Raw genomic sequence first — 21,362 nt, forward strand, 5'->3', positions numbered from 1 at the left:
GGTACCTGTTTTCGCTACCTTAGGTTTCGATACCTGAAGTCGCGAAACTCTCTGGGCAAGGAGAAGACATGAGTGAGGCAACTGCTGTGGAACGGCCGCCGGAGCCGGACTGGTCGGCGATCACGGCCGAGGAACTGGTCGCCTACCGCGACGCGGAGAACCGCTTCCGGGCGTCGAGCGCGGCGCGGGCGTTCACCGGGGAGCCGGATCCCGGCGCCGAGATTCAATGGCAGAACGTGACGCTGCCGGGCCGCGAACTCCCGGTCCGGGTGTACCGGCCATCGCCCGGGCGGGAGGGGGACAGCGCCGGGCGGACCGGCCTGCCCCTCGTGCTCCACGTGCACGGAGGAGGGTTCGTGGGCACGGCGGTGCAGAGCGACTGGGTCAACAGCCACCTCGCCGCCCAGCTGCCCGCACTCGTCGTCTCGGTCGAGCACCGCCTCCTCGCCCCGGACAGCCCGCTGTCGGACGCCGTCGCCGACGGCCGGGACGTACTCCAGCACGTGGTGGAGCATGCCTCGGAGTGGGGCATCGCCCCGCAGCGGACGGCCGTGTTCGGCGAGAGTTGCGGCGCGTTGATCAGCGCCCTGGCCGCGATCCGGGCCAAGAAGACCGGCCTGCACCTTTCGGCGCAGGTGCTGGTCAACCCCGCCGTCGATGTGACCGAGGCAATGCTCGACCACGACTCGGTCACCGAGCACGCCCGCACCCCGACCCTCGCCGTACCGCAACTGCGCCTGTTCCAGCGGCTCGCCGTCCCGCCAGGAACGGACCCTCGCGCGCTCTCGCCGCTGTACGCCGACAACCTCGACGGGCTGCCCCCAGCGCTCGTGGTCGTACCGACCCACGACCCGGTCGCCGACCACGGCCGCCGCTACGCCGAACGACTCCAAGCGGCCGGGACACCCACGCGGCTCACCGAATACCCAGGAGCGGGGCACGCGTTCCTCAGTATCCCGGGCCTGGCACAGCAGGCCTATCCCGCACGGACGGAGATCCTCGAATTCCTCCGCGCCTCCCTCGCCACGTGAAGCGAAAGGAAAGCACTCCGGCTCACCGTCGCACCAACTCGGCCGACAGCCGCACCTGCCGCCGAGCCGAACGCTGCTGACCACGTGCCGCGTCCGAGCAACTCCACTCGGTCACGAACGGTGGCCGCACTCAGTACGACCGGCCGAGGCTGGTCACGGCCAGAGGCCACCTTCTTGTCGCAGCACCTGCGCCTTGATCGTTTTCTCGCTCCGGAAAGAAGCTGTAACATCGATACGATGTAAATATCGATTCGATGCAACTGTGAGACCATTGCCCCATGCTGGAACTCGCCATCCTGGGCTTCCTGGCCGAAGGCCCCTTGCCAGGTCATGAACTGCGTAGCCGTGTCACGCACCTGACCGGCTACACCCGCCCGGTCAGTGACGGCAGCCTCTACCCGGCAATCAACCGCCTCGCCAAGGCCGGCCTGCTGGAACGGCAACCCGACCCGCGCGCGGGTGCCGCCCGCTATGTACTGAGACTCACCGAGGCCGGCCACGCCGACATGCTCCAGCGCCTGCGCGAGCCCGCCGACCACGAGATCACCGACCACACCCGCTTCTACACCGTGCTGTCCTTCCTCTCGCTGCTCCCCGACGTGGCCGAACAGCACGCGGTACTGCGCCGACGCCTGGCCTTCCTGGAGGAGCCCGCGAGCTTCTTCTACGACGGTGACCGGCCGATCCGCGCCGAAGAGGTCACCGACCCCTACCGGCGCGGCCTCCTCCTGACCGCCCGCGCGACCAGCCGCGCCGAACGCGCCTGGCTCCGCGAGGCGCTGGGCGAAAAACCACTCGAGAAGAACTCCTGAACCACAGCGGAGGTACGTCCATGCTCGCGTCCTGGTACGACCAACAGGGCCCCGCCGCCGACGTGTTGCACGTCGGCGAACTGCCCGACCCCCACCCCGGCCCCGGTGAGGTACGCGTCCGCGTGAGCGTGTCCGGTGTCAACCCCGGCGACACCAAGAAGCGCCGCGGCTGGCTCGGCTCCTCGATGCCCTACCCGAGGGTGATCCCGCACAGCGACGCCGCCGGTGTCATCGACAAGGTGGGCGAGGGGGTCGACGCCCGCCGCGTGGGACAGCGAGTATGGACCTACGGCGCCCAGTCCTATCGCGCCTTCGGCACCGCAGCCCAGTACACCGTCGTACCCGACCAGCAGGCCGTCCCGCTCCCCGACCACCTCGGCGACGAACTCGGCGCGAGTCTGGGCATCCCAGGGATCACCGCCCACCGCGCGGTGTTCGCGGACGGCCCGGTCGACGGCCGGATCGTTCTCGTGCACGGTGTGCTCGGCGGCGTCGGCTCGCTGGCCTCCCAACTCGCCCGCTGGGGCGGCGCCACCGTCATCGGCACCGTCCGCCGCAGCGGCGACCTCGATCGCGTCGACCCGGCTGTCATTCCCCACGTCGTCGCCCTGGACGCCGACGACCCGGCAGCGGAGATCCGCGCGTACGCGCCCGACGGCGTGCACCGCGTCGTCGAGGTGTCCCTGTCGTCCAACGCCGACCTGGACAACGAGGTCACCGCACTCGACGCCGTCATCGCCGCCTACGGAACGCACGCCGACCGCACCGAACTCCCCTTCTGGCCCCTGCTGTTCAACAACGTCACCCTGCGCCTGCTCGGCAGCGACGACTTCCCCGCCGCGGCCAAACGACAGGCCGCCCGCGACCTCACCGCGGCAGCCGCGACCGGCGCCCTCACCGTCGACATCGGTGACGTCCACCCGCTCCAGGACATCGCCAAGGCCCACGACCGGGTCGACGCGGGCGAGCGCGGCCGGGTGCTGGTCACGGTCACCGGCTGACGACCACGCCGACGATCGGCGCGCTCGGAGGCACATCAGCTCTCCTCGGAAATGCCGTGTGCTTCGCCGGCTCGGGACACCCGTCGTACCAGGTCGACCCAGGTGGACTGGAGCCGTGCAGCGGGGACTTGGTGTTCGTTGCGGAGGTGGTCGGCGGTTTCGAAGTTCACGAAGGCGAGCAGGGCGTGGGCAAGCATGTCGTGGTCGCCGTCAACGCCCGTATCCCTAAGAAGCGTTGACACGTGACGGTGCAGGGCACGGGCGGTGTCCGACGTGTGGCGGCGTGCGTGCGGCAGTCGGCGTCCCAGGGCTGCGCCCGGGTCCGCGGCGGCGGTGTTGCGCTCGATGAGGGCACGGCCGAACGCCTCCAGCCGATCTCTCGCGGGCGCGCCCGGCCCCAGCGGCGGGGGACCCGACGTGTACGCCTCCTGGAACTCGGCCTCCGCTTCGGCGAGGAGGGCGAGCAGGAGGCCGTCACGGTCGCCGAACCGGCGAAAGAGCGTGCCCTTTCCGACGCCGGCCGCCTCCGCGACCTCGTGCATCGTCACGTGCTCGGGGCCCCGCTCGGCCACCAGCCGGGCAGCCACCTCCAGCAGCCGGGCACGGTTGCGGGCGGCGTCGGCCCGTTCGCCGGTGGAACCGTCCGGTGCCCGTGTCATGGCTCGGTCCGCGGGGTGGCGCGTACGTATACGAATACGGATCCGTCCTCGATCCGAACCGGATAGACCGGAACGGGGCGGGTCGCCGGTGGGTCGAGGGGGTGGCCGGTGCGCAGGTCGAAGCGGGAGGCGTGCAGCCAGCACTCGACCGTGCAGCCGTCCACCTCTCCTTCCGACAGTGAGACAGCGCTGTGCGAACACACGTCGTGGATCGCGAAGACCTGCTCCTCGGTGAGGACGAGCGCGACGGGGACGCCTTCCACCTCGAAGCGTCGCGGGACGCCCTCTGTCAATACGTCGAGCTTGCAGACGTACGTGTAGCCGCTGCCGGGCATCGCTCTCCTCGGGTGCATCCATGACGCCGGTGGTACGTCATCCGGTTCACAGGGGTGCATCGGGCGTGCGGCGACGCTCGGCCCGGAGCGGCACGTGTGATCGTGTCTGATCACCGAGGTTAGCGACGCGGACCGGTCCCCGGACCCGACTCCGGTCCGAGTCGGCCTCGGCAGATGGGCCTAGGCCTCGTCCGGACTGCGTCCGCACGACATCCGGTCGGCTCCGTCGAGTTCGGGCGTCGGGGCGGTGACGGACCGCTTGTGGTCGACCGGCGCGGGTTCAGACGCCGGCGAGCATCGTCAGGACGTCGTCGTACGTGCCGTTGGCCTCGGCGTGGCGCACGAACTTGGCGCGCTCCACGACGATTTCCCTGGCGTCGGGCCGGTCACGCAGGAGGGTGAGGGTCTCGTCGAGGAAGTCGTCCAGGGGCATGGCGTTCTCGTCGTCCTGCTGGCCGAGCAGGGTGGTCCGTACGCCCGGCGGAGCCACCTCGATCACCTGGACGGCGCTGTCCGTGAGCTGCACGCGCAGGCTCTCGGAGAAGGAGTGCAGCGCGGCCTTGGTCGCGTTGTAGGTCGGGGTGATCGGCAGCGGCACGAACGCCAGCGCTGAGGTGACGTTCATGACGACCGCGTCGTTCTTGCCCTCCAACAGGGGCAGGAAGGCGTACGTCATCCGGATCGTGCCGAGCAGGTTGACCGTGACGTGGTCCTCGGCGACCGGGAGGGAGGCGGGGTCGAGGAGGTTCTCCGGCAGCATGATGCCCGCGTTGTTGACCAGGACGTTCAGCTGCGGGTGGCTCGTCGCGACCGATTCCGCGGCGCGAGCGATCGAGGCGGGGTCGGCGACGTCGAGGACGAGTGCCTCGATGCCCGGGTGCTCGCTCGTGATCCGGTCGAGCAGTTCCTTGCGCCGCCCCGCGACGATCACCTTGTTCCCGGCCTCGTGCAGGCGCAGCGCCAGGCCGAGCCCGATTCCCGAGGTGCCGCCGGTGATCAGGATCGTGTTGCCGGTCATCTTCATGGGGAGGTGTCCTCTTCCTTCGCTGGCACGGGGCCGGTGATCGCCCCGTGGCTCCGACCGTAGGAGCGCCTTCGCGGAGGCGGGAGAGGACGGTTTACCCATGGATCGGCGATCCCTGGCTGGGCGAACGGGGAGTGGTCATGATGGTGGGCATGGACAAGAAGGAGCTGGCGGAGTTCCTGCGCCGACGGCGCGAGACGCTGCGCCCCCATGACGTCGGGCTGGTCGAGGGTCCGCGCAGGCGTACCCGGGGGCTGCGTCGCGAGGAGGTCGCCTCGCTCGCCGGTATGTCCACCGACTACTACGCCCGCCTGGAGCAGCAGCGCGCCCCGCAGCCCTCCGTACAGATGGCCACGGCCCTCGCCCGGGCGCTTCGCCTGACGCTCGACGAGCGCGACCACCTCTTCGGCCTCATCGGTCACAACGCCCCGGCCCGCTTCCACCGCTCGGAGCACGTCAGCCCGACCCTGATGCGGGTCCTGGACCGCCTGGACGACTCCCCCGCCCTGGTGCTGACCGACATGGCCGACACCCTCGCGATGAACCCGCTCGCCACCGCACTGCTCGGCGACCAGACGCGCCACACCGGACTGGCCCGCAGCGCCTACTACCGCTGGTTCATGGACCCTGCTGAACGGCTGGTGTATCCCGAGGAGGACCACTCACGCCACGGCCGCGCCCAGGCGGCTCGCCTGCGGGTCGCGCTGACAGCCGGCAGCGACACCCCTCGGGCCGCCCGGATCCTCGCCGAACTCCAGGAACACAGCCCCGAGTTCGTCCGCCTGTGGGAGTTGCAGGAGGTCGCCCAGCGCTACGACGAGAGCAAGACGATCGTCCATCCCGAACTCGGCCGCATCGACGTCGACGGCCAGGTTCTCTTCACCGAGAACCGCGCTCAGACGTTGGTCGTACTGACCACGCGCCCCGGCACGGAGAGTCACAGCAAGCTCGAACTGCTCTCCGTCATAGGGCACCAGCAGCTCACCCCCTGACGCCGTCAGTGGCCGACGTCGTGGTCGCCCGCTTCCACGAGGCCGCTCTCGTAGGCGAAGATCACGATCTGGATCCGGTCGCGCAGCCCGAGTTTGGTGAGGATGCTCGACACATGTGATTTGACGGTGGCGGCGCCGATGGACAGCTGCTCGGCGATCTCCGCGTTGCTCGCGCCCCGGGCGACGGCGGTCATGATCTCGCCCTCGCGGCCGGTGAGCCGTTCGAGGCGGGCCGCGGCGACGGTGTTGACTCGGCGCTGCGTGAACCGGTCGATGAAGCGCCGGGTGATCGAGGGGGCCAGCAGTGTCCCGCCCTCGGCCACGGTGCGTACGGCGGTGGCCAGTTGCTCGGGGGGAATGTCCTTCAGCACGAAGGCACTGGCGCCGGAGCGCAGCGCCTCGTAGACGTACTCGTCCGGGTCGAAGGTGGTCAGGATCAGCACCCGCGTGTCCCAGTCGGCCTCCTGAAGGATCCGGGAGGTCGCTTCGAGGCCGTCCATCTCGGGCATGCGGATGTCCATGAGGATGACGTCCGGGCGATGACGGCGTACGGCCTCGATCGCCTCGATGCCGGTCCCCGCCTCGGCCACGACCTCGATGTCGTGGTGGACCCGGAGAATCATGGCGAAGCCGCGGCGTACCAGCGCCTGGTCGTCGGCGACGACGACGCGGATGCTCACGTGGGCTCCCCCTTGGTGGGCAGCCGGGCGGTGAGCCGGAAGCCGCCGCCGGGACGCGGCTGGGCGTCGAGGCTTCCGCCGAGCAGGAGGGCACGTTCCCGCATGCCGACGATGCCGTGGCCGGACAGGCCCTCGTGCGCGGTCGACACGGAGCGGACGGCGGTACCGCGGCCGTCGTCGAGGACCTCGATGGTGATGCCGTCACCTTCGGCGCGCAGGCGCACCTCGGTACGGGTCTGCGGTCCGCTGTGCTTGAGCACGTTGGTCAGTGCCTCCTGGACGATGCGGTACGCCGAGAGATCCACGCGGGCCGGGAGGGGCTCTTGGATGCCGCCGGTGACCGAGACGTCCAAACCCGCCTCCCGGACCTCGGCCACCAGGCGGGGCAGGTCGGCCAGGCCCGGCTGAGGACCAAGGCCGTCGCGCTCGGCGTTCGGCCGCAACACTCCCAGCAGGTGCCGCAGTTCGTCCAGCGCCTGGCGACCCGCTTCCTCCACCGCGGCCATCGCCTCCAGGGCGCCCTGCGGATCCTCGGCGGCCACCATCCGGGCCGCACCGGCCTGCACCGTCATCATGCTCACCCGGTGGGCGACCACGTCGTGCAGTTCACGGGCTATGTGGGTGCGCTCCTCGGCCACGATCCGCCGTGCCTCAGCGGCCTGTTCCTGGCGGAGCCGGGCAGCACGCCCGGCTCGGAGCCGGAGGCGTCGGCCGAGATACCAGGCCCCGAACATGAAGACGTAGCCGAAGCCGATGTCCTCCCAGGGCGTGGAAAGGAGGATGCCGTCGATCGTGAGCGCGACGACGGCCGCGCCGACACCGAGAGGGCCCCACCGGTTGTCGTCGTCGTGCCGCCCGACGCTGTAGAGCGCGACGATCACGACCCCGCCCAGCACGGAGTAGCTGCTTCCCAGCGTCGGGAGCCACGCGACGAGTGCCACGCACAGGACCGCGACCGGCCTGCTCCGACGCAGGTAGAGCGCGGCGCCGGCCAGGGTGATGAGCAGGAGGGCGGGCTGGAGCACGCTGGTGACAGGGCGGACGACGAGGGAATCGCCCGGACCCTCTTCCAGGAGCGCGGTCAGCAGGAACAAGACGGTCGCGAGTACGGCGTCCGCGCCCCGCGGCCAGCGCGTGAACGGGCCGCGGAAGCTGCCCGACGCCCTGCGGCCGGGGCCGGGGCCGGGCGTCCCGGCATGCGGAGCCGTACGGATCATCGTCGCTCCATCGAGAGGCGGCCGGTGCCTTGGCCGGGAAGCGTTCCCGTGGCCTGGCGCAGGCACCGCGACGCGCCGGGCAAGCCATCGTAAGTCCAGCTCCGAGGCACCGTCACCCGCCTGCGGGCGGATGCGGCCCTCCGTCGCCGGACGGAGACGTGGGCGCGCACTCCCCGTCGCGCGTGGGGGCGTCCGACCCCTCTGACGGCGGGAGACGGCACCGGCGTCGACGCCCACGATGGAACCGCTCGAACCTGTGCCGCCGCACACCGACCGGTGCCGCCGGTCGGCAGCCGTCTCGTACGAACCCGGCCGACAAGTCCAACGGTCGGCAGCTCCCGCACGAGCCCATCCAACAACTGCCGCCGGTCGGCGGCCGTCTCCCAGGAGTTGCAGCCATGAATCGACTCACGCGCCGTATCGGCGACGCGAGCGCCCGCCGACCGTGGGTGACCATCGGCGCCTGGGTGGCCGCCCTGGCGCTCGTACTGCCTCTTGCGGGCCTGGTCGGCGGCTCGTTCGTCGACGACCTCGTCGCTCCGGGCAGCCAGAGCGAGAAGGCGATGGAACTGCTTGAGGACCGCTTCCCCGAGGCGTCCGGCGGCAGCGCCGTCGCCGTCTTCGCCGTGCCGGAAGGGGAGCGGATCGACCGCCACCGGCCTGCCGTCGAGGCGGCCGTCGACCGCATCGCCGACGTGGAACACGTCGCCACGGTCACCGATCCCTTCACCGGGGGCACGATCTCGCCCGACGGACGGATCGGCTACGTCCAAGTCACCTTCGACGTACCGCCGATGAAAGTGCATCCCAGGCAGATCGATGCCCTGAGCGACGCGATCGAGCCCGTACGCGGCGACGGTGTCGTCGCCGAACTCGGGGGCGACGCCGTGTTCATCAACGCCGAGACGCCGACGTCGGGCGCGGAGGCGGCGGGCCTACTCTCCGCCCTGGTCATCCTGGTGGTGGCGTTCGGCACGATCGTGGCCGCGCTGGTGCCGATCGCGCTCGCCCTGGTCGCCGTGGCGGCCGGCCTGGGCAGCATCGTGCTGCTGGCCCATGCGACGGACGTGTCCACCGCCGCGCCCACGATCGGCGCGATGATCGGCCTGGGTGTCGGTATCGACTACGCCCTGTTCATCGTGGCGCGCTGCCGGGAGAACCGAACGGCCGGCCAGGACAACTCCACCGCGCTGTCGAACGCCATGAGTTCGTCCGGCGCGGCCGTTCTGTTCGCCGGTGGCACCGTGATCGTGGCGATGAGCGCGCTCGCGCTGACCGGCCTGGGCTTTCTGACCTCGATCGGCCTGAGCACCTCGCTGGTCGTGCTGTTCGCCGTGGCGACCGCCCTGACGCTGCTGCCCGCCCTGCTGTCCCTGTTGGGCGACCGCATCCACAAGGCCCGGCGGCACCGGTGGCTGCGTATGCGACGTGCCAAGAAGTCCGAGAACCCCGTGAACCCCGAGAGCCCGGAGCAGACGGCATGGTGGCGGTTCGCGCACCGCGTCTCCGGCCGGCCGTGGCCCTACCTGCTGGCCGGGTCCGCCGTGCTGCTGGCCCTGGCGATACCGGCGTTGCGCATGGAGACTGGTTTCCCCGATGCGGGCAACGACGCGACCAGCACCACCCACCGCCGCGCCTACGACCTGTTGGCGGAGGGCTTCGGTCCCGGCTTCAACGCTCCGCTGCTCATGGTCGCCGATCTGCGCGGCCCCGGTGTGGACGCCGCGGGCATCCCCGAGTTGGCCCGGCGCGTCGCCGACGACCCCGGCATCGCGTCGGTCGGCGAGCCCCTGTTCTCCACGGCGGGTGACACGGTCGTACTGCCCGTGCTTCCCACCACCGCCCCGGCGGACGCCGCGACCTCCGACACCCTCGAACGCATCCTCGGCGTCATCCCCGACAATGTCGCCGTGTCGGGCCTGACCGCCATGACCGACGACCTCACCCGTCAACTCACCGACACCCTCCCGGTGTTCATCGCCGCGATCCTCGTGGTGTCGTTCCTGCTGCTGATGCTGGTGTTCCGCTCCGTGGCGGTACCGCTGAAGGCCGCCGTGATGAATCTGCTGTCCATAGGCGGCGCGTACGGCGTCGTGGTGGCCGTCTTCCAATGGGGCTGGCTGGGAGGGTTGTTCAACCTGCACGAGACCATGCTGATCGCCTCGCCCCTGCCGACGATCTTCTTCGCGGTGCTCTTCGGCCTGTCCATGGACTACGAGGTGTTCCTGCTCTCGCGTGTGCGCGAGGAGTACGACGCCACGGGCGACCCCACCGAGTCGGTGGCACGCGGTATGGCGGTCACGGGCCGCGTGATCACCTCCGCCGCGCTCATCATGACGGTGGTCTTCCTCAGCTTCGTCGCCAACCCCTCGCCACTCGTCAAGATGATGGGCCTGGGGCTGGCCACGGCCATCGTGCTCGACGCCACGATCGTCCGCATGGTGCTGGTGCCCGCGTCCATGGCACTGCTGGGGCGCGCCGCCTGGTGGCTGCCCCGTCCACTCGACCGGCGGCTGCCCCGAATCGCTGTGGAGACCGTGGAGAGCGTGGACGCCGTGGAGAGCGACGACCTCCCGTCTCCGCCCGAGCCCACACCAGCCCCCACTGCCCGGATCAGCTGAAGCCACGGCCTGTAGGCGCCGCGCTCCACGTCTGCGAAGTGGTCTGCCTCACAACCTGTCACAAGGTCCAGCCGGTCGGCGTCTTGAGGCCGAACCCACCGCGAACGAGGGAGACACCATGGCTCAGAACACCGAAGTGGTCGTGATCGGCGGCGGATACGCCGGAGTCATGGCAGCCAATCGCCTGACGCAGCGCGAGGACGTGACCGTGACTCTGATCAACCCGCGCCCGGTCTTCGTTCACCGGATCCGCCTGCACCAAGCGGTGGGCGGGTCCCAGGACATGGTCGTCGATTTCCGAGAAGTCCTGGCCAAGGGCGTCCGGCTGGTGGTCGACACGGCCGCACGGATCGACGCGGCCGAGCGCAGCTTGGTGCTGGCGGCCGGCGGCACCGTTGGCTACGACTACCTGATCTACGCGGTGGGCAGCGGCAGCGCCGACCCGCGGGTGCCCGGAGCGGCCGAGTTCGCCTATCCGATCGCGAGCCTGGAGGAGGCACAGCGGCTGTGGTCGGTCCTCGACGCCGCGCCTGCGACGGCCGCGGTGACGGTTGTCGGAGCCGGTGCGCTCGGCATCGAGACCGCCGCCGAACTGGCGGAGGCGGGCCGCACCGTGACCCTGATGTGCGGCGAGGTACTCGGGCCGTATCTGCATCCCCGCGTTCGGCGCTCGATCGCCAAGCGGCTGGCCAAGCTCGGTGTGACCGTGCTCGAAGGCCCCGACGCGAGGGTGACGGCCGTGACGCGCGATGCCGTGCGGCTCGGTGGCGGCCGTGAGCTGCCGAGCGGAGTGACCGTCTGGACCGCCGGGTTCAGCGTGCCGGACCTGGCCGTGCGCAGCGGGCTGAGCACCGACGCCCTGGGCCGCCTGCTCACGGACGAGACGCTGACGAGCGTGGACGACGTACGCATCGTCGCGGCCGGGGACTCGGCGGCACCGTCGGACCTGCCGCTGAGGATGAGCTGCCAGGCCGCAGGCCCGCTGGGCGCGCACGCCGCCGACACCGTGCTCAGCCGGATCGCGGGTGAGCAGCCCGCGTCCATCGACGTGGGGTTCTTCGGCCTGTGCGTCAGCCTTGGGCGTCACGCCGCCACGGTTCAGCTCGCCTCCAAGGACGACACCGCGAACAGGTTCTCCATCCGTGGCCGCCTTGCCGTGAAGATCAAGGAGAGCAGTTACAAGGGTTTGCTCAAGCATCTGGCGGACGAGGCGCGCAAGCCCGGTTCGCACACATGGCCCTTCAAGGACGACAAGCGCCGACGACTGCTGGAGGCCAAGCGCGCCGAGGCACCGGCCACCGCTGAACGGGCCGCCTAACCAGGAGACGGCCCCCTGCAATCCGCTGGAATCCGCTGGGTACAGCCAACTCCGCAGTGGTCGGATTGCGCACCGCCGCCAGGTCAGGGCCGCCTCGGGGCCGACGTACTCCGCATCCGGCGCTCCCCCAGTGTGGCCGCGAACTCCTCCGCCCGGGCCAGCTGGGTGCGCAGATCCTCGACTCGCTTGTGGGTGGCCTGCTCGAAGCCTCGAATCCGGTCCAGCAGTTCCTCACGTTCCTCGGGCGGCAGTTCCTCGCCGGAGTCGAGGCGGTCGGTGGCGTCGAGCAGGGCGCGCATCTCGTCGAGGGTGAAGCCGAGCGGCTTCATGCGACGGATGACCATCAGGCGGGCGACATCGGCCTCGGTGTAGAGACGGAAGCCGCCCTGGGAGCGGGCGGAGGGGATGACGAGGCCGGCGTCCTCGTAGTGCCGGATGGTGCGCAGCGACAGCTCCGTCCGTGCGGCGACCTCGCCGATCTGCATGTGCTCGCTGCTCACGCGGGGTGCCTTCCTCGTCTTCCGCTGCGGCCACAGGCAGCCGACGCCGATCTCTACTCTAACGTTAGGGTAGGGTTGCGCCGGTATTGGGGCGGTTGCCTGCCGTGCCCGTTCCCATGGCGCGGGATGTCGTCCCGTTACCGTCAGCCGTGTCGGGGCCGACGAAGCCCCCGGCGAAGACCGTTGTCCGCAGGAGAGAGCGTGCGCATGTCCGTGATGCCCGGCGCCGCTGTCTGCCCGCCGTGACCCTTCGACCGCAAGCAGCGCCCGATTCCCGCTCCGGTCGCGTCGCCGCTGCCCCCTGACCTCGGTCCGCGCCGCTCGCGGATCTCGTGGACGACTGCCCCGGTTCTCCACGCCTACTTGCGCGCCCGCCGTGATGGCGGGTGTGCCCGAGCACGACAGGTTCCTCTCGTCTTGTCCTCCCCCGCACTGTCCCCGGCCGCGTGGCTGCGCGGCTCCCGACGTCCGTCATGGCTGTCCGATCCGAAGGTGCTGCGCACCGAGGTGCTGGCCGGTCTCGTGGTTGCCCTGGCACTGATCCCGGAGGCGATCTCGTTCTCGATCATCGCCGGGGTCGAGCCGGCGATCGGCCTGTTCGCGTCGTTCACGATGGCCGTGACCATCGCGATCGTCGGCGGCCGGCCGGCCATGATCTCCGCCGCCACCGGTGCCGTCGCCCTGGTCATCGCTCCGCTCAACCGCGAACACGGCTTCGGCTATCTGGTCGCGGCCGTCGTACTCGCCGGTGTCTTCCAGATCGTCCTCGGCGCACTCGGGGTGGCCAGGCTGATGCGGTTCGTGCCGCGCAGCGTGATGGTCGGCTTCGTCAACTCCCTCGCCATCCTCATCTTCCTGGCGCAGGTGCCTGAGATGACGAACGTGCCCTGGGCGGTCTATCCGCTGCTCGCCGCCGGGCTGGCGCTGATGGTGTTCTTCCCGAGAGTCACCGCGGTGATCCCGGCGCCACTGGTCTCCATCGTCATCCTCACGGTCATCACGCTCGCGGCCGGGATCGCGGTGCCGACCGTGGGCGACAAGGGCGACCTGCCGTCCGCGCTGCCGATGCCCGGGCTGCCGGACGTGCCGTTCACCCTGGACACCCTCACCACCATCGCTCCGTACGCGCTCGCGATGGCCCTGGTCGGTCTGATGGAGTCGTTGATGACCGCGAAGCTGGTCGACGACATCACCGACACCCACTCCTCCAAGACCCGCGAGTCCATCGGGCAGGGCATCGCCAACATCGTGACCGGCTTCTTCGGCGGCATGGGCGGCTGCGCCATGATCGGCCAGACGATGATCAACGTCCGGGTCTCCGGCGCCCGCACCCGCCTGTCGACGTTCCTCGCCGGTGCCTTCCTGATGGTGCTGTGCATCGTCTTCGGACCGGTCGTCTCCGACATCCCCATGGCGGCGCTCGTCGCGGTGATGGTCATGGTGTCGTTCGCGACCTTCGACTGGCACTCCATCGCCCCGAAGACACTCAGGCGGATGCCGGCCGGGGAGATCACCGTCATGGTGGTCACCGTCGCCTGTGTCGTCGCCACCCACAACCTCGCCATCGGCGTCGTCGCCGGCTCCATCACCGCGATGGTCATCTTCGCCAAGCGCGTCGCCCACGTCGCCGAGGTCACCGCCGCCACCGACCCCGACCACGCCACCGTCGTCTACCGGGTCACGGGCGAGCTGTTCTTCGCCTCCTCCAACGACCTCGTCGGCCGGTTCGATTACGCGGGCGACCCCGACAGGGTCGTCATCGACCTGTCCGCGGCCCACATCTGGGACGCGTCCTCCGTCGCCGCCCTGGACGCCATCGAGACCAAGTACGCCCAGCGCGGCAAGACGGTCGAGATCATCGGACTGAACGGGCCGAGCGCTCACATCCACAAGACACTCAGCGGCGAACTCGCCGGCAACCACTGACTCCCGAGCAGCCGTGGCTCGTCCACCTCGCAGGTGGCTCGATCGCAGCTTGCGTAGGAGCCGCCAGCCTTGGGGGAGCATCGCCCCCCACGCGACGCCCCGCGACGGGGACGCCGAGGCGTCGGCAGGATCGGAGGGCGGGGGTCCTCGCACAAGGTCCGAGGCGCTGAGTCACGGATGGAATCGCCAGCGGCCTTCAGAAATGACATCCACCTTGCCGTCCTTGACGCGAACGGCTGTCTCGTCGTCGATGAAGTAGATCGGGAAGTCCGCCCGCGCAACGATGCGATCGGCCCAGGCGTCGTCCCGCTCGGGGAAATCCGGCGAGTACAGGTGGGGCTTGAGATACCAGTCGAAGAGGCCGAACGGCGGCTCCACGGTCGTCGCGCCGAGCACGTGGAGGTCCGGGGTGTCCCCGATGACATCGGCGGAGTGTCCGGTGAGATTGCGGCTGAAGATCATTGATCCGGCGCTGACCCCCACATAGACCCGGCTCTCCAGCGCCTGAAGGAAGCCGTCGGCCAGGCCGTTGCCGCTGATGCTGCGCGCGAGGTGGTAGTGGTTGCCACCCTCGACATAGATGACGTCGGCGTTCAGCAGCCGATCGAGCACCATCTGCCGGGGCAGGCCGTTCATCTCCAGGACGTCGAACTCCCGCCAGCCGAGGCCGTGCAGCCGGTTCATGTCCGCGAGGAACCACCCGTGGTCCCCGGGCTCGGCGACCGATGCCGTGGGAACGAACACGATGTTCGCCGATCCGAACGGCTTTCCCAGCATGTCCCGAAGCGCATCCCGCAGCGTCTCGTTGCGCAGGCCACTCGCCGTCAGCAGAAAGTTCATCGGGCGAGCCAAGCACGGCTGAGGGGCGCACGCAACGAACCCAGGATCCACCAATACCGTCACGGCATGGCCGCATCAGGGACAAGTACTTACGGACTCGTGACGTGGTGCGCGCGGCCCGGGGGTCGGGCGGGTGTGCCGCCCTAACGTGGGCACATGCGAGTACTGGTCACCGGCGGTGCCGGGTTCATCGGGTCCCATGTCGTCGAGGCGCTTGAGGCGTGCGGGCACGAACCCGTCGTGTTCGACGTACGTGATGATCCTGAAGCGGACGTCCGAGACCCGGAGGCGGTGGCCCGCGCCCTGGCCGGTGTGGACGCCGTGTGCCATCAGGCGGCGATGGTCGGCCTGGGTACCGGATTCACCGACGCGGCGGAGTACGTCTCCCGCAACGACCTCGGCACCGCCGTACTGCTCACGGCCATGGCCGAGAAGGACGTACGACGGCTGGTGCTGGCCGGCTCGATGGTGGTCTACGGGGAGGGCAGGTACACGTGCGCGCGGCATGGGGTGGTACGGCCCGGACCCCGCGATGTCACCGACCTGGCGGCCGGGCGTTTCGAGCCGCGGTGCCCGGTGTGCGGGGAGGAGTTGTCGCCCGGGCTGGTCGGGGAGGACGCGCCGGTGGACCCGCGCAACGTGTACGCCACCACCAAGCTCGCCCAGGAACATCTGGCCGCCGCGTGGGCACGCTCGACGGGCGGGTCGGCGGTGTCGTTGCGCTACCACAACGTGTACGGGCCCCGGATGCCGCAGGACACGCCGTACGCCGGAGTCGCCTCCTTCTTCCGTTCGGCGCTCGCCCGGGGTGAAGCCCCGCGTGTGTACGAGGACGGTCTGCAGCGGCGGGACTTCGTGCACGTACGGGACGTGGCGACGGCCAACGCGGCGGCTCTGGAGGCGGATTCGGCAGCCGGAGCGCTCACCGCGTACAACACAGGCAGCGGTGAGCCGCACACAGTAGGAGAGATGGCGACGGCGCTGGCGGCGGACCACGGGCCCGAGCCGGTCGTGACCGGCGAGTACCGGCTGGGCGACGTGCGGCACATCACGGCGGACTCGTCCCGGCTGCGGGCGGAGCTGGGGTGGAAGCCGGAGGTCGGCTTCGCGGACGGCATGCGGGAGTTCGCGCGGGCCGGGATGCGTGGCGCGTAGCCTCCCTTGGACCGGTGGTGCTGCCCGCTTCAGGAAGCGGCCGCGGGCAGCACCACCTCGAAGCGGCAGCCACCGGGGATGTTGCGTACGGTGGCACGGCCCTGGTGGGCCTCCACGATGCCGCGGACGATGGCCAGGCCGAGCCCGGCGCCCCCCGGAGGAGTGCGGGCGTGGGTGCCGCGCCAGCCGGTGTCGAAGACGCGGGGCAGGTCCTCCTCGGGGATGCCGCCGCAGCCGTCCGTCACGGACAACACCACGCCGTCGGTCAATCGTTCGGCGGCCACCATGACGGTGCCGTCCGCGGGGGTGCGCCGGATCGCGTTGACCAGAAGGTTGCCCAGCACACGGCTCATCTCCTTGCCGTCCACCTCCACCGGCAGGGGCTCGACCCCGTCCCCGACGAGGCGCACCCCGTGTTCGCGGGCCAGCGGATACACCCCGGCGAGGGCGTCGCCGACCAGGTCGTAGACGGACATCCGGGAGAGCGACAGAGCAAGGCTGCCGGCGTGTATGCGGGAGAGTTCGAAGAGGTCGCCGACCATCTCGTTGAGGCGCTCGACCTCGGTGCGGATCTGCTTCAGATAGCGGTCCGGGTCGGTGGCGACACCGTCCTCCAGCGCCTCGGCCATCGCACGCAGGCCCGCGAGCGGGGTGCGCAGGTCGTGCGAGATCCATGCGACGAGTTCACGGCGCGAGGTTTCCAGGGCGCGCTCGCGCTGCCTGGATTCGGCGAGCTTCGCGCTGGTTGTCTGCAACTCCCGGCTGAGCGCGGCCAGTTCGGCGGTGGCCGCGCCGTGGGGTGCCGTGAAGTCGCCGTCGTCTCCGAAGGAGCGGGCGGCGAGGGCGAGTTCATGACTGCGGGCGACCACCCAGCGGCCCAGCAGCAGGGCGGCGGCCAGGGAGACGACGGCCGCCATCGCGACCACCGTCGTCACAACGGACAGGTCGTGCGCGGACAGGAACATCGCCTGCGCCACGGCCAGGGTGCCCGCGAGCATCGCGGTCACCGCGACGGCGGCCACCACGGTGAGGGAGGTGGTCAGTGAGCGGCGGCGCAGCATCCACAGTGTTCCCGCCCCGAGCAGCCCGGCCGCGCCGGCGCCCAGGAAGGCATACAGAGCGATGAGGAGGGTGGCGTGCATGATCACTCCTCACCCTGGCCGGAAAGGCCGGGAAGATCAGAAGGACCGGGAGGCTCGGAAGAACCGGAGAGACCAGCGAGACCAGAGGGGCCGGAGGGGTTGGAGGATCCGGACGGACCTGCGGCTTCGAATCGGTAGCCGACCCCCCACACCGTCTGGATCAGGCGAGGCCTGGCGGGGTCGTCCTCGACCTTGTTGCGCAGCCGTCGGACGTGGACCGTGACGGTCGAGAGGTCGCCGAAGTCCCAGCCCCACACCTCACGCATCAGGTCCTCGCGGCTGAACGCCCGGCCCGGATGACGCAGGAAGAACGCGAGCAGGTCGAACTCGCGCAGGGTGAGGGCGAGTTCGCCTCCGTTCTTGGTGGCGCGGCGGGCGGCCGGGTCGACGGTGAGTCCGGCCGCGCTGTGGGTCCGCGTGCCCGCGCGGGGCCGCGTGCGGCGCAGGACCGACTCCACCCGCAGCACCAACTCCCGAGGGCTGAACGGCTTGGTCACATAGTCGTCCGCCCCCACCTCCAGGCCGAGGATGCGGTCGTCCTCGTCCCCGCGGGCGGTCAGCATGATGACCGGCACGGGGCCACGGCCACGCAGCCGACGACACACCTCCAGACCGTCCATGCCGGGCAGCATCAGGTCGAGTACCACCAGGTCCGGCCAGTGCGCGGCGGCGCCGGCAAGGGCGGTCGGCCCGTCCTCGGCCCGGTCCACCAGGTACCCGGCGCGATCCAGGTAGCCCGAGACGACCTCGGCGACCGTGGGGTCGTCGTCGACGACGAGGACGCGTGCCGTCCCGGTCCGTCCGTCGGCGGAGGCGCCGGCCACCGACTCGTGCGGTTGCTGTTCCATACGGCCAGCCTCGCACCACGCGCCTTCGAGCGTCGCTCCGCGAGTGGCTCGTCGGCCCTGACGTCCGTGTTTCGTAAGGAGCCGAAGCCCGATATGTGCGTTTCGCGTTCGTAGGGTGAGAGCCGTGATGACCTCTTCCACACCCGAGGACGTTGATGTCGTCCTCCCCTGCCTGAACGAAGCCGAGGCACTGCCCTGGGTACTCGCCCGCATTCCGTCCGGCTGGCGTGCCCTTGTGGTGGACAACGGCTCCACCGACGGCTCGGCGGACATCGCCCGGGACCTGGGCGCCACCGTCGTCCACGAACCGCGCCGCGGCTTCGGTGCCGCGTGCCACGCGGGACTGACCGCGGCCACGGCCGGCATCGTGTGCTTCTGCGACTGCGACGCCTCGCTGGACCCGGCCCTGCTCGTGCCGTTCGTGGACGAAGTCCGGGGCGGCGAAGCCGACTTGGTGCTCGGTCGGCGCCGTCCGCAGGGCCGGGGCGCCTGGCCCGTGCACGCCCGGGCGGGCAATCTCGCACTCGCGCTGATGCTGCGCCGCCGCACCGGTCTGCGCCTGCACGACCTCGGCCCGCTGCGCGCCGCCCGCCGCGAGGCGCTGCTCGCCCTGGACCTGACCGACCGGCGCAGCGGCTACCCGCTGGAGATGGTCGTGCGGGCCGCCGACGCGGGCTGGCACGTCACCGAACACGACGTCCCGTATCTGCCGCGGTCCGGCGCCTCGAAGGTGACCGGGACCTGGCGCGGCACCTGGCAGGCGGTACGCGACATGAGCCGCGTCCTGGCCGAGCGACCCGCCGTACCCACTGCGGCCACGGCACAGGCACAGGCTCAGGCCCAGGCCCAGGCCCAAGGAGGATCCCGCCGGTGACCACCCTGCTCGTCATCGCCAAGGAACCGCGGCCGGGACGGGTGAAGACCCGGCTCACCCCGCCGTTCACACCCGAGGAGGCGGCGGCGCTCGCCGAGGCCGCCCTCACCGACACCTTGAGGGCGGTTGCCGCGGCACCTGCCCGACGCCGGGTCCTGGTCCTCGACGGGAAGCCCGGGCCCTGGCTGCCGCCCGGCTTCGACGTCGTACCGCAGTGCGCGGGCGGCCTCGACGAGCGGCTGGCAGCGGCCTTCGCCGGCTGCGACGGACCGGCCCTGCTGATCGGGATGGACACACCGCAGGTCACCCCCGGCCTGCTCACTGTGGACCTCGACGGGTACGACGCCTGCTTCGGCCCGGCCGAGGACGGCGGGTTCTGGGCGCTCGGGTTGGCGGAGCCGGACCCGGCGCTGCTGCGCGGGGTTCCGATGTCGACGCCCGTCACCGGCGCCGTACAGCGCGACCGGCTCGTCGCCGCCGGATTGCGGGTGCGGGACCTGCCGCGCCTGCGGGACGTGGACACGTCCGCCGACGCCGAAGCGGTCGCCGCCCTCGCACCGTACGGCTGCTTCGCCGCGGAGCTGTCCCGGCTGCGGACGGCCGGCCGCCGATGAGCACAGCACATGAGGTGATCGCGCGGGATCCCGGCGGGCACAGCTGGTCGGCCGACCCCTACGCCGACGCCCTCCGGGCCGGCCGGGGACCGCTCTTCCTGCGCCGTGGCGACGGCTGGCTGCTGCCGCTGGACGTCGAGCGGTGGTGTGCGCGGGCCGACGCCGTGGACCGGCAGGTCCTGGACCGGTGCGAGGGTGCTGTCCTCGACGTCGGGTGCGGGCCCGGAAGGCTGGTCACGGAGCTCGCCGCCCGGGGCCGGACCGCGCTCGGTGTCGACGTCAGCGAGGCCGCCGTCGCCCACACCCTGGGCCTCGGCGGGCCTGCCCTGTGGCGCTCGGTCTTCGAACCGCTGCCGGGCGAGGGCCGTTGGAACACCGCCCTGCTTCTGGACGACAACCTCGGCATCGGCGGCGACCCACGCGCCCTGCTCCGCAGAGTGGCCCAACTACTGCTGCCCGGCGGCCTGTTGATCGCCGAGACCGCCCCCGTGGACGTGGACGAGCGCGCCGACGTCCGTATCGTGCGCGGCACCGACACCCAGGGGGCCACCGGCGCCGCGTTCCCCTGGGCCCGGCTTGGCACCCAGGCGCTGCTGCGGTACGCCCGCCCGCTGGGCTGGCGCACCGCGGATCAGTGGTCGGCCGGTGACCGCTGCTTCGTCTCCCTGCGCAGCCGCAGCACCAGCAACAGGGCGGAACCGCCGAAGAGTACGGCGGTGATCAGCAGCCAGCGGGCGAGGAAGCCGTCCGCGGAGAGGCCGGTGGCGGACTCGTAGCTGTCCGACACCCGGCCACTGATCAGCGGGAACCACACCAGCAGCAGAAGCCCGGAGAAGGCCGCCGGCACCCGGACGTACAGGGTCCAGGCCCGGCGGCCGACGGCACCGAGCGCTCCGGTGACGGCCCTGTCCACGGCCGCGTACAGCGGCAGGAACACCAGGTCGTGCAGCACGGCCGCGCCCACGAACCACAGCGTCACCCCGAGCCAGTCATCGGACAGCAGACGCACACCCGCGTATCCGGCGAGCGCGAACGAGCAGGCCAGGAGCAGTAGTTGCAGCGGGCTGCCCAGCGGAGGGAACGCTCTGCGCATCACAGGTCTCCGAACGTCATCCGGGCCACCCACTTGGTGTTGAGCACACCGGGCGCCGCGGGCACGATGATCCGGGCCGGGTAGCCGTGATCGGGGGTCAGTGGCTCGCCGTTGACGTCCAGAGCGAGCAGGGAACGCGGGTCACGCACCTGGTTGGACCGCAGTGCTGCCCTGCGGAAGGCGCCATGTCGCTGGAGGGACTCCACCATGACGTCGGGGGCCAAGTCCGCGTCGTACCCGACGAGGTGGGCGAGTTCCCGCAGCCGTACGCCTCGCCACCACTGGTCGCCGGTCGACCAGCCCTCCACACAGGCGATGGGCAACGCCGAACTGTGCAGCGGCAGTTCGAGCAGTTCGGCACGGCTGAGCCGGACGGTTCCGGAGGGTCCGGTGAGGACCAGCTGCCACACGTCCTCGCGCGTCTCCCGCGCGCTGATCCCCCGGGACGCGGCCGTCTTGTTGATCTGGAAGCCGCCGGGGCCGCTGCCGGGATCGGCGGCACCGTGCGGCGCGAGGAGGGCGGTGCGCCGCAGCGGACCGTCGAAACTCTGTCCGGCCGTGGTCCCGAACAACAGCAGCGAACCGCCACCGACGAACCACAGCGCGCCACGCCGGGACACGGTGGGCTCGGCCGGCCGCGGGGAGACCAGCGGGAAGTCCGCCTCCCCGCCCGCCTCCTC

Annotated in this window: 21 protein-coding genes; 11 read left to right on the top strand and 10 right to left on the bottom strand. The window is 70.8% G+C overall.

The annotated features are described in order from the left end of the window. Positions 1–68: 68 nt before the first annotated feature. The 3 genes from AOK17_RS00565 to AOK17_RS00575 all read left to right on the top strand — a co-directional run bounded on the left by AOK17_RS00565 (position 69) and on the right by AOK17_RS00575 (position 2,844). Positions 69–1,031 (top strand): alpha/beta hydrolase, encoded by a 963-nt coding sequence (locus AOK17_RS00565; protein ID WP_055610223.1) that lies wholly within the window; start codon positions 69–71, stop codon positions 1,029–1,031. Positions 1,032–1,309: 278 nt separating this feature from the next. Further along, complete coding sequence (locus tag AOK17_RS00570) at positions 1,310–1,843, top strand: PadR family transcriptional regulator (protein ID WP_055610224.1); 534 nt, start codon at positions 1,310–1,312, stop codon at positions 1,841–1,843. Positions 1,844–1,863: 20 nt separating this feature from the next. After that, positions 1,864–2,844, top strand: coding sequence for an NADPH:quinone reductase (locus tag AOK17_RS00575; protein WP_055610225.1), 981 nt, complete (start codon positions 1,864–1,866; stop codon positions 2,842–2,844). Between the two features lie 35 nt (positions 2,845–2,879). Here the strand turns inward: AOK17_RS00575 and AOK17_RS00580 are convergent, their stop codons facing one another. The 3 genes from AOK17_RS00580 to AOK17_RS00590 form a co-directional block, all read right to left on the bottom strand. Beyond that, positions 2,880–3,503: a TetR/AcrR family transcriptional regulator gene (locus AOK17_RS00580; protein WP_055610226.1), complete on the bottom strand. Its 624-nt coding sequence runs from the start codon at positions 3,501–3,503 to the stop codon at positions 2,880–2,882. Further along, positions 3,500–3,838, bottom strand: coding sequence for a non-heme iron oxygenase ferredoxin subunit (locus tag AOK17_RS00585; protein ID WP_055610227.1), 339 nt, complete (start codon positions 3,836–3,838; stop codon positions 3,500–3,502). Before AOK17_RS00585 ends, AOK17_RS00580 begins: the two co-directional genes overlap by 4 nt. Positions 3,839–4,118: 280 nt before the next feature. Next, the gene (locus AOK17_RS00590; protein WP_055610228.1) at positions 4,119–4,862 is read right to left on the bottom strand and encodes an SDR family oxidoreductase; all 744 of its coding nucleotides are present in this window, start codon (positions 4,860–4,862) and stop codon (positions 4,119–4,121) included. Between the two features lie 152 nt (positions 4,863–5,014). Here AOK17_RS00590 and AOK17_RS00595 point away from each other — a divergent pair, with 152 nt between their 5' ends. Then, positions 5,015–5,854, top strand: coding sequence for a helix-turn-helix transcriptional regulator (locus tag AOK17_RS00595; protein ID WP_055610249.1), 840 nt, complete (start codon positions 5,015–5,017; stop codon positions 5,852–5,854). Between the two features lie 5 nt (positions 5,855–5,859). Here the strand turns inward: AOK17_RS00595 and AOK17_RS00600 are convergent, their stop codons facing one another. Together AOK17_RS00600 and AOK17_RS00605 are read right to left on the bottom strand one after the other, a co-directional pair. Continuing rightward, positions 5,860–6,534: a response regulator transcription factor gene (locus AOK17_RS00600; RefSeq protein WP_055610229.1), complete on the bottom strand. Its 675-nt coding sequence runs from the start codon at positions 6,532–6,534 to the stop codon at positions 5,860–5,862. After that, positions 6,531–7,751, bottom strand: coding sequence for a sensor histidine kinase (locus AOK17_RS00605; protein ID WP_079052709.1), 1,221 nt, complete (start codon positions 7,749–7,751; stop codon positions 6,531–6,533). Before AOK17_RS00605 ends, AOK17_RS00600 begins: the two co-directional genes overlap by 4 nt. A gap of 398 nt (positions 7,752–8,149) precedes the next feature. Between AOK17_RS00605 and AOK17_RS00610 the strand changes: the two genes are divergently transcribed. Next, positions 8,150–10,372, top strand: coding sequence for an MMPL family transporter (locus AOK17_RS00610; protein ID WP_063997143.1), 2,223 nt, complete (start codon positions 8,150–8,152; stop codon positions 10,370–10,372). Between the two features lie 118 nt (positions 10,373–10,490). Then, positions 10,491–11,690, top strand: a complete 1,200-nt coding sequence (locus tag AOK17_RS00615; RefSeq protein WP_055610230.1) for an NAD(P)/FAD-dependent oxidoreductase — start codon at positions 10,491–10,493, stop codon at positions 11,688–11,690. An 83-nt stretch (positions 11,691–11,773) separates the two neighbouring features. Here the strand turns inward: AOK17_RS00615 and AOK17_RS00620 are convergent, their stop codons facing one another. Continuing rightward, positions 11,774–12,190 carry a MerR family transcriptional regulator gene (locus AOK17_RS00620; protein WP_055610231.1) on the bottom strand — a complete coding sequence of 139 codons (417 nt, stop codon included), beginning with the start codon at positions 12,188–12,190 and terminating at the stop codon, positions 11,774–11,776. Between the two features lie 417 nt (positions 12,191–12,607). On the opposite strand from AOK17_RS00620, the gene AOK17_RS00625 reads away from it, so the two are divergent. Then, on the top strand, positions 12,608–14,116 hold the full coding sequence (locus tag AOK17_RS00625) for a SulP family inorganic anion transporter (protein ID WP_055610232.1): 1,509 nt from the start codon (positions 12,608–12,610) through the stop codon (positions 14,114–14,116). Between the two features lie 171 nt (positions 14,117–14,287). On the opposite strand, the gene AOK17_RS00630 is transcribed toward AOK17_RS00625, so the two are convergent. Next, on the bottom strand, positions 14,288–14,956 hold the full coding sequence (locus tag AOK17_RS00630) for a peptidase E (RefSeq protein WP_055610233.1): 669 nt from the start codon (positions 14,954–14,956) through the stop codon (positions 14,288–14,290). Positions 14,957–15,112: 156 nt separating this feature from the next. Here AOK17_RS00630 and AOK17_RS00635 point away from each other — a divergent pair, with 156 nt between their 5' ends. Further along, positions 15,113–16,111, top strand: a complete 999-nt coding sequence (locus tag AOK17_RS00635; protein ID WP_055610234.1) for an NAD-dependent epimerase/dehydratase family protein — start codon at positions 15,113–15,115, stop codon at positions 16,109–16,111. 29 nt (positions 16,112–16,140) lie between these two features. On the opposite strand, the gene AOK17_RS00640 is transcribed toward AOK17_RS00635, so the two are convergent. Together AOK17_RS00640 and AOK17_RS00645 are read right to left on the bottom strand one after the other, a co-directional pair. After that, positions 16,141–17,253 carry a sensor histidine kinase gene (locus tag AOK17_RS00640; protein ID WP_055610235.1) on the bottom strand — a complete coding sequence of 371 codons (1,113 nt, stop codon included), beginning with the start codon at positions 17,251–17,253 and terminating at the stop codon, positions 16,141–16,143. Between the two features lie 2 nt (positions 17,254–17,255). After that, a complete protein-coding gene (locus AOK17_RS00645; protein ID WP_079052710.1) occupies positions 17,256–18,101 on the bottom strand; it encodes a response regulator transcription factor in 846 nt (281 codons plus the stop codon). 127 nt (positions 18,102–18,228) lie between these two features. Here AOK17_RS00645 and AOK17_RS00650 point away from each other — a divergent pair, with 127 nt between their 5' ends. The 3 genes from AOK17_RS00650 to AOK17_RS00660 are packed head-to-tail and all read left to right on the top strand — an operon-like array spanning position 18,229 to position 20,365. After that, a complete protein-coding gene (locus AOK17_RS00650) occupies positions 18,229–18,975 on the top strand; it encodes a glycosyltransferase family 2 protein (protein WP_107102255.1) in 747 nt (248 codons plus the stop codon). Continuing rightward, the gene (locus tag AOK17_RS00655) at positions 18,972–19,589 is read left to right on the top strand and encodes a TIGR04282 family arsenosugar biosynthesis glycosyltransferase (RefSeq protein ID WP_055610237.1); all 618 of its coding nucleotides are present in this window, start codon (positions 18,972–18,974) and stop codon (positions 19,587–19,589) included. The genes AOK17_RS00650 and AOK17_RS00655 overlap by 4 nt, the downstream gene beginning before the upstream one ends. After that, complete coding sequence (locus tag AOK17_RS00660; protein ID WP_055610238.1) at positions 19,586–20,365, top strand: class I SAM-dependent methyltransferase; 780 nt, start codon at positions 19,586–19,588, stop codon at positions 20,363–20,365. Before AOK17_RS00655 ends, AOK17_RS00660 begins: the two co-directional genes overlap by 4 nt. Positions 20,366–20,681: 316 nt before the next feature. Here the strand turns inward: AOK17_RS00660 and AOK17_RS00665 are convergent. After that, on the bottom strand, positions 20,682–21,362 hold a 681-nt coding region (locus tag AOK17_RS00665), incomplete at its 5' end, for a molybdopterin-dependent oxidoreductase (RefSeq protein WP_157881258.1).

The sequence above is a fragment of the Streptomyces phaeochromogenes genome, from assembly GCF_001418655.1.
In the GTDB taxonomy this organism is placed as follows: Bacteria; Actinomycetota; Actinomycetes; order Streptomycetales; family Streptomycetaceae; genus Streptomyces; species Streptomyces phaeochromogenes.

Coding starts and splice junctions, on each gene's coding strand:
- AOK17_RS00575 (WP_055610225.1), top strand. CDS start 1,864: ATGCTCGCGTCCTGGTACGACCAACAGGGCCCCGCCGCCGACGTGTTG.
- AOK17_RS00595 (WP_055610249.1), top strand. CDS start 5,015: ATGGACAAGAAGGAGCTGGCGGAGTTCCTGCGCCGACGGCGCGAGACG.
- AOK17_RS00650 (WP_107102255.1), top strand. CDS start 18,229: ATGACCTCTTCCACACCCGAGGACGTTGATGTCGTCCTCCCCTGCCTG.
- AOK17_RS00590 (WP_055610228.1), bottom strand. CDS start 4,862: ATGAAGATGACCGGCAACACGATCCTGATCACCGGCGGCACCTCGGGA.
- AOK17_RS00570 (WP_055610224.1), top strand. CDS start 1,310: ATGCTGGAACTCGCCATCCTGGGCTTCCTGGCCGAAGGCCCCTTGCCA.
- AOK17_RS00565 (WP_055610223.1), top strand. CDS start 69: ATGAGTGAGGCAACTGCTGTGGAACGGCCGCCGGAGCCGGACTGGTCG.
- AOK17_RS00660 (WP_055610238.1), top strand. CDS start 19,586: ATGAGCACAGCACATGAGGTGATCGCGCGGGATCCCGGCGGGCACAGC.
- AOK17_RS00615 (WP_055610230.1), top strand. CDS start 10,491: ATGGCTCAGAACACCGAAGTGGTCGTGATCGGCGGCGGATACGCCGGA.
- AOK17_RS00640 (WP_055610235.1), bottom strand. CDS start 17,253: ATGCACGCCACCCTCCTCATCGCTCTGTATGCCTTCCTGGGCGCCGGC.
- AOK17_RS00610 (WP_063997143.1), top strand. CDS start 8,150: ATGAATCGACTCACGCGCCGTATCGGCGACGCGAGCGCCCGCCGACCG.
- AOK17_RS00635 (WP_055610234.1), top strand. CDS start 15,113: ATGCGAGTACTGGTCACCGGCGGTGCCGGGTTCATCGGGTCCCATGTC.
- AOK17_RS00645 (WP_079052710.1), bottom strand. CDS start 18,101: ATGGAACAGCAACCGCACGAGTCGGTGGCCGGCGCCTCCGCCGACGGA.
- AOK17_RS00630 (WP_055610233.1), bottom strand. CDS start 14,956: ATGAACTTTCTGCTGACGGCGAGTGGCCTGCGCAACGAGACGCTGCGG.
- AOK17_RS00580 (WP_055610226.1), bottom strand. CDS start 3,503: ATGACACGGGCACCGGACGGTTCCACCGGCGAACGGGCCGACGCCGCC.
- AOK17_RS00605 (WP_079052709.1), bottom strand. CDS start 7,751: ATGATCCGTACGGCTCCGCATGCCGGGACGCCCGGCCCCGGCCCCGGC.
- AOK17_RS00585 (WP_055610227.1), bottom strand. CDS start 3,838: ATGCCCGGCAGCGGCTACACGTACGTCTGCAAGCTCGACGTATTGACA.